General features: G+C 33.5%; 3 protein-coding genes and 2 pseudogenes. 3 read left to right on the forward strand and 2 right to left on the reverse strand.

Features of this window, described 5'->3' with window-relative positions; all coding sequences use genetic code 11:
* The first annotated feature begins 471 nt into the window (after window positions 1-471).
* Together BLQ19_RS20560 and BLQ19_RS20565 are read left to right on the forward strand one after the other, a co-directional pair.
* Window positions 472-1,635: a hypothetical protein gene (locus tag BLQ19_RS20560; protein ID WP_074539619.1), complete on the forward strand. Its 1,164-nt coding sequence runs from the start codon at window positions 472-474 to the stop codon at window positions 1,633-1,635.
* A 230-nt stretch (window positions 1,636-1,865) separates the two neighbouring features.
* On the forward strand, window positions 1,866-2,312 hold the full coding sequence (locus BLQ19_RS20565; RefSeq protein WP_074539620.1) for a hypothetical protein: 447 nt from the start codon (window positions 1,866-1,868) through the stop codon (window positions 2,310-2,312).
* Window positions 2,313-2,399: 87 nt separating this feature from the next.
* Here BLQ19_RS20565 and BLQ19_RS21870 read toward each other — a convergent pair.
* Window positions 2,400-3,952, reverse strand: a pseudogene (locus BLQ19_RS21870) (IS1182 family transposase).
* A 268-nt stretch (window positions 3,953-4,220) separates the two neighbouring features.
* Between BLQ19_RS21870 and BLQ19_RS20575 the strand changes: the two are divergent.
* The gene (locus BLQ19_RS20575; protein ID WP_074539621.1) at window positions 4,221-5,066 is read left to right on the forward strand and encodes a hypothetical protein; all 846 of its coding nucleotides are present in this window, start codon (window positions 4,221-4,223) and stop codon (window positions 5,064-5,066) included.
* A gap of 42 nt (window positions 5,067-5,108) precedes the next feature.
* Here BLQ19_RS20575 and BLQ19_RS21690 read toward each other — a convergent pair.
* Window positions 5,109-5,548: pseudogene (locus BLQ19_RS21690) on the reverse strand (transposase); the annotation flags it as partial.

The following is a 5,548-nucleotide window of genomic DNA, read 5'->3' on the forward strand; positions in this document are numbered from 1 at the left end:
AACCAAACTCGTGGTTGTAGAGACCTCCCCAGGTAAGAACATCTTCTTTCTCTCGATCACCGCCGTATCTACATAACTACCATTTTTGTACTCTTTAGGGCGTTACAATGATGTGGTTGCTTACCCAGATAATTATGCCTCATATACGGTTTCTGTTCGTCAGTACCGAGTTTTGTAGTCCTGCTTCCTTCAGTCCTAGTCTCACAACTAGCAACCTTGCAGCTTACTAATGGTTCAAGGCGTTACACCTGCCCATAAGGGACTTGCACCCTCTAGATTAATTATTTACCTTTCGGTAAACAAAAGATGCCCATGCTGGGCACACACAATGTATAAAAATAATAGCCGAAACAGTAGTGAATTCAAGGGTTGTAGCCCGCTTCAATTTTCTTGTAACTTGACAGGAGAGTGCATCGCAGTCGGCTACTATTCTTATACTAAACGTTGTGCAACATTTAAAAAAAAATCAAGATGATAAGAAAAATCGTAACATTAACATTAATTTTTGCTCTTAATTCTGCAATTGCCCAAGAAACTATTGAAATTCCGAGATTCTTGCAAAATTCAATGGATTCGATTACAAAACAAAATTTTAACCAAAGTTTGGAAACCTTTTTTTTAGAAATGGAACAAGGTAAGCTAAATGAAGATTATTTAACACCACAAAGAGCAGATTTGACAAAATCACAGCTTCAAGAGTTAGTGAACTACGAAACAAAAAAGGACAGTACAGCTAAAAAAATTCAAGACAAGCAATTGATAAATATTTATCCAATTTCAAGCGATAAATATTCTATAACAATCTCTTATATCTATCAAAATCCAGAAACTAATCCAATTCTACTCTACAATATAAATCTAATAGCAACAGAATCAAGTGACAAATTTACATTTTCTGTTCCTCTTGATTATTTGACACGATATTGGAAAACAGAAACAGTAGGTAATGTAACTTACCATTTTAGAGAGAACATTAATAAGGAAAGAGCTAAAATATTTGACAATAAAAATATTGAGATAGCTGGAAAATTAGGCTTGAAACCAGAAAAATTACATTTTTATATGACAGATAATTTCCAAGAAATTTCTAAGCTTTTGGGATTTGGATATTCTCTTTATTCAAACGGCAAATATAGAGATGGTTACGGAGTGGATAGCAAAACAATTTTTGCGGTAATAAACAACGAGGACTTTTCTCACGATATGTTCCATTACTATTCAGGACAAATAAATAAACGTGCGAACCGGAACTGGATTACAGAAGAAGGAATTGCCTATGCTTGGGGAAACGCTTATTACACGGACAAAAATGGCGAAATGGTTACAAACGAAAGACTTATTACCGAACTAAAAGATTATTTAACAAAAAATCCCAACACAAACATTTTTGAGATTTTTAGCAACAATGAAAAGATTTTCAACAATATCGCAAGCGAAATTTCAGTACGTTCTGTAATATCGGGAATTATTGCAAACCAAGTTGAAAAAGAAAAAGGTGCAGACGGTATTTCAGAATTAATCAATGCTGGAAGTCAAGATAGATTGGAAAGTTATTTAAAAGCTACTAATGAATTGATTGGAATAAATAAAGAAAATTTCAATTCAAAAGTTAGGGAATTGATTAAAAATAAATAACAAACCTGAAAGAACGTTGCACAACAATGTATATAAAACATAGCTAATATAGGCTTTCCGAAAGGTTTGTGTGTATTTGCAAAAACCGTCAAATTTTTAAATTTGGCTTTTAGTAAAATAAAGATAAAAAGAAAAATTTAAAAATTCGGCTCGTGTTTAATCCGAAACGATAGTGTCTTTTTACACGCTACATTTCATACACTGAGCCGTTGTTGGCACCAATTAGAAAAATGAAATCGAAATTATTCCTACTTCTGACTTTAATTCTGTTTACGTCCTGTTTCCAAGAATGGAAAATCGGACAGATAAAAGTAAGCGGAATAGAAAAAACTTTTGTGAATATCTATCAAAAAGACGAATTTGACTTTGTGACACCTTTGTATTATGAAATATTGGACTCTAATGAAAATCTGATTTTGGAAAAACATCATTTAATTGGAACTGAAGACCACATTACGGATTTGGAAAATTTTAAAGCTAAATCTTACGATAGTATTGTCTATTTGACTTGGGGAAATGAAAACGAAATTTATGCTGTTTATGACCTGAAATCTGGAAAAGGATATCCGAAAAGTAAACTTAATGGAACTTGGAAATCTGAATTAGAAAACGGAACTGAATTAGTAAATGAAATAAGAAAAATCAATCCGAATTTAATTGCGAACTGGAATAAATAACTGGTGCCAACACCGGTAACCGTTGCACAACTCCATAATTTCTAAAATAATGACCTTTATAACTGCCTTTTAAGGTGGTTTCTCTTTTTAAATCGGTAAGTAATTAAGTTTTTTTAAGGTGCTTAAATACCATCTCTCAAAATGATATAGCCTCCTTTTCAAAAGAACGGCTAATGCTTGTATTCCTGCTCCACTTTTTACTCGTTTTTGAGTAAACCTCAGGTATTTCTTTAAATTATAGGCTATTGCGGATAGGTGCATCACCTTATTGGCTTGTTTTAAGCCTATCGTATTTATTTTTCGTAAGCCCATAAACTGAGTTAAAGTACCAAATACGGGTTCAACTGTACTTTGCCGTTTGCCTTTCATGTACCTGCCCTGTGGACTGTGTACCCTAGCATTATTACGTTCATATTCTTCTCGGTAATACGTTACACTAAACTTCTTTTCTTGGGCACTTTTCCCTAGACAACTACTGCGCATTGGGCAAGCAACACAAACATGTTTTCGTGCCCTATATTCTTTCTTCTTTGTTCCCGTTCTATAATCATTAAACGCTTTGGTAAAGGGAATAATCTTCTTCCCTATTATAAATAAAACCATCCGGTCCACCTTTATAAGTCCCATGTGGAGGAATAAAACTTCTAAGTCCTTTCTGCTCTAAATAAGCATAGTTCTCGCCACTACTGTAGCCAGTATCAGCAACACAATTTTCCCAAAACAGACCCTGTTGCCACAAACGCTTATGTAAACGTTCTACTATATCTGGTAATTGTTGATTGTCCTTACCATCAGCATGATACGCCCGAATATCGGTGATCACATGACTTGCCGTATCCACACTTAACTGACTCAAGTAATTAAGCTTCCGAGCCTTGCCGGGCTTCACACTAATCCGAGCATCTGGATCAGTAGGACTGTAATGGGTTTTATTACTGGTATACTTACAACCCTTGTTTCCTGACCCTGGTCGCTGATCTTGATCTCTACTCCATTTCTTATTTCTGCTTTGGATAGCACCAAGTTCTTTCTTGCTCGCTGTAACGATACGCTGACCTCTATCTGACTTATCGTCTTTGCTTTTACGGTGCGGTGTTTCTTTGTCCATAGAACTAAACACACGAATCTTTCGTAAATGTGCTTGCAAATCTTCTTCAGGTACTTTAAGCTCCAAAGTATCCATACTTGCATTCGCTTTTATTGGGGCCGAATCAATAGCTTGGGTATGACCACTTACCATTCCCTTTTCTATACACATACTAAGTACTTTAGTGAAAACTTCTTCAAATACTGACTCAGGAAACAACTGACGAGTCCTACTTATCGTACTGTGCCAAGGAAGCTCATCATCGAAATCATAACCAATAAAAAACAGAAGATCTAATCGCATAGAACAATGCTGTATTAATTTACGGTCACTGATAATATTCTCTAAATAACCAACCAAACACAACTTGAAGAACACTACCGGATCTATACTCTTCTGGCCACTGTCGCCATAGTAACTCTTGGTTTGAACATAGAGAAAATTTAAATCTAATACACCTTTTAATAAACGATAAAAATTGTCTTGGAGGAACTCGTTCGCTTAAGCGAAAACTATTAAAAAGCTTTTCTTGATATGTTTTTTTGCCTTGCATCCTTAAAGTTAAGAAATCAATCAATAATTTACTTTAACGATATGTCAATTAATTGCTAACTTGTGCAACAGGCACAATGTATAAAAATAATAAGGGTTAAGTGCTAAACCCAAAGTCAGTAAATATTTACAAAGCCCGCCAAATTTACAATTTGACGGTTAAATAAAAATAAGTTAACAATAAAATTGTAAATTTGGCTAAGTGCTAAACTGAAATAAGTGCGTTTTTAATCCCTTACTATTCTTATACCAAACGTTGTAAGTAATTTATGAAAGTTTCGCAAAAAATAGAATTTTGGAATTGGTTATACAGTTTAGGAGATAAATATTTAACTGAAGAAGTTTTTGATTTGTTGAAAACTGATTTTATCTATAAAAATAAAGAAATTGTATCTGAATTAGATGGTGAAAAATATATATGGAATTTTGAAAGTATTTTAATTGACTTACCAATAGTGAACAAATATTCTTTTTATAGTCTAATACAACTTAATGGAAAAGGAGAGTTTGAAGAAAATTTATATCTTAAAAAAAACAACGACTATTATGCTTTAGGCTGGATAGATTGTCATAATCACGAAATGGTTTTTAGATTTGAAGAGTTTTATCTATTAATGGATTTCCTAAAAATTAAACTATCCGAAAAGCAATTTAATACATACTTCTTATTCCTTGCAAGATTTGTCACTTTAACAAATGAAGAATGTGCTGAAAAACTAATGACAGATGCAATAAAACACTATTCAAATTTATTAAATACGAATGAGGATAAAATTTATAACATCATAAAATTTTCAAATTATGGAAATAAAATTTATGGACTAGACTATGTAATAAAAATAAAGAACATTCACAGTCTAAACTTTCCTTTAAGGTACACTATAAACGAAGGTATTCTATGGAAAAAGAGTAGCGAAAATATTTATACTTTAGAAGGTTTTGGAGCACATTCAATGAGAAGCAAGCATTTTAATAATGGGTTAAATAAGCCTATTGATATATACGATATTAAAATAAATTTAGATGATTATAAATTCCCTAATGAAATTTGGAGCGATATGATGAAAAAACTACTTACAACAATGGTAACCGTTGCACAACTCCATAATTTATAAAATAATGGCCTTTATAACCGCCTTTTAAGGCGGTTTCATTTTTTAATTAGTTAAGTAACTGGTTATTTTTAAGGTGCTTAAACATGAGTTTTTTAGAGCATACAAGGTCTTTTTTAGAAGAATGAATAAAGACCCCATTCCTGCTCCACTTTTTACGTGTTTTTGAGTGAATTTCAGGTACTCCTGCCTGCCGGCAGGCAGGTCTTCAGATTATAGGCTATTGCTGATAGGTGCATCACCTTATTGGCTTGTTTTAAGCCTAGCGTATTTATTTTCCGTAAGCCCATAAACTGCGTTAAAGTACCAAATACGGGTTCAACTGTACTTTGCCGTTTGCCTTTCATGTATCTGCCCTGTGGACTGTGTACCCTAGCATTATTACGTTCGTATTCTTCTCGGTAATACGTTACACTAAACTTCTTTTCTTGGGCACTTTTCCCTAGACAACTACTGCGCATTGGGCAAGCAACACAAACATGTTT

This window comes from Cellulophaga baltica (genome assembly GCF_900102165.1).
Classification (GTDB): Bacteria; Bacteroidota; Bacteroidia; order Flavobacteriales; family Flavobacteriaceae; genus Cellulophaga; species Cellulophaga baltica.

Bases quoted from the DNA above. Each gene is read 5' to 3' on its own strand.
- BLQ19_RS20560 (WP_074539619.1), top strand. From the start codon at position 472: ATGATAAGAAAAATCGTAACATTAACATTAATTTTTGCTCTTAATTCT.
- BLQ19_RS20565 (WP_074539620.1), top strand. From the start codon at position 1,866: ATGAAATCGAAATTATTCCTACTTCTGACTTTAATTCTGTTTACGTCC.
- BLQ19_RS20575 (WP_074539621.1), top strand. From the start codon at position 4,221: ATGAAAGTTTCGCAAAAAATAGAATTTTGGAATTGGTTATACAGTTTA.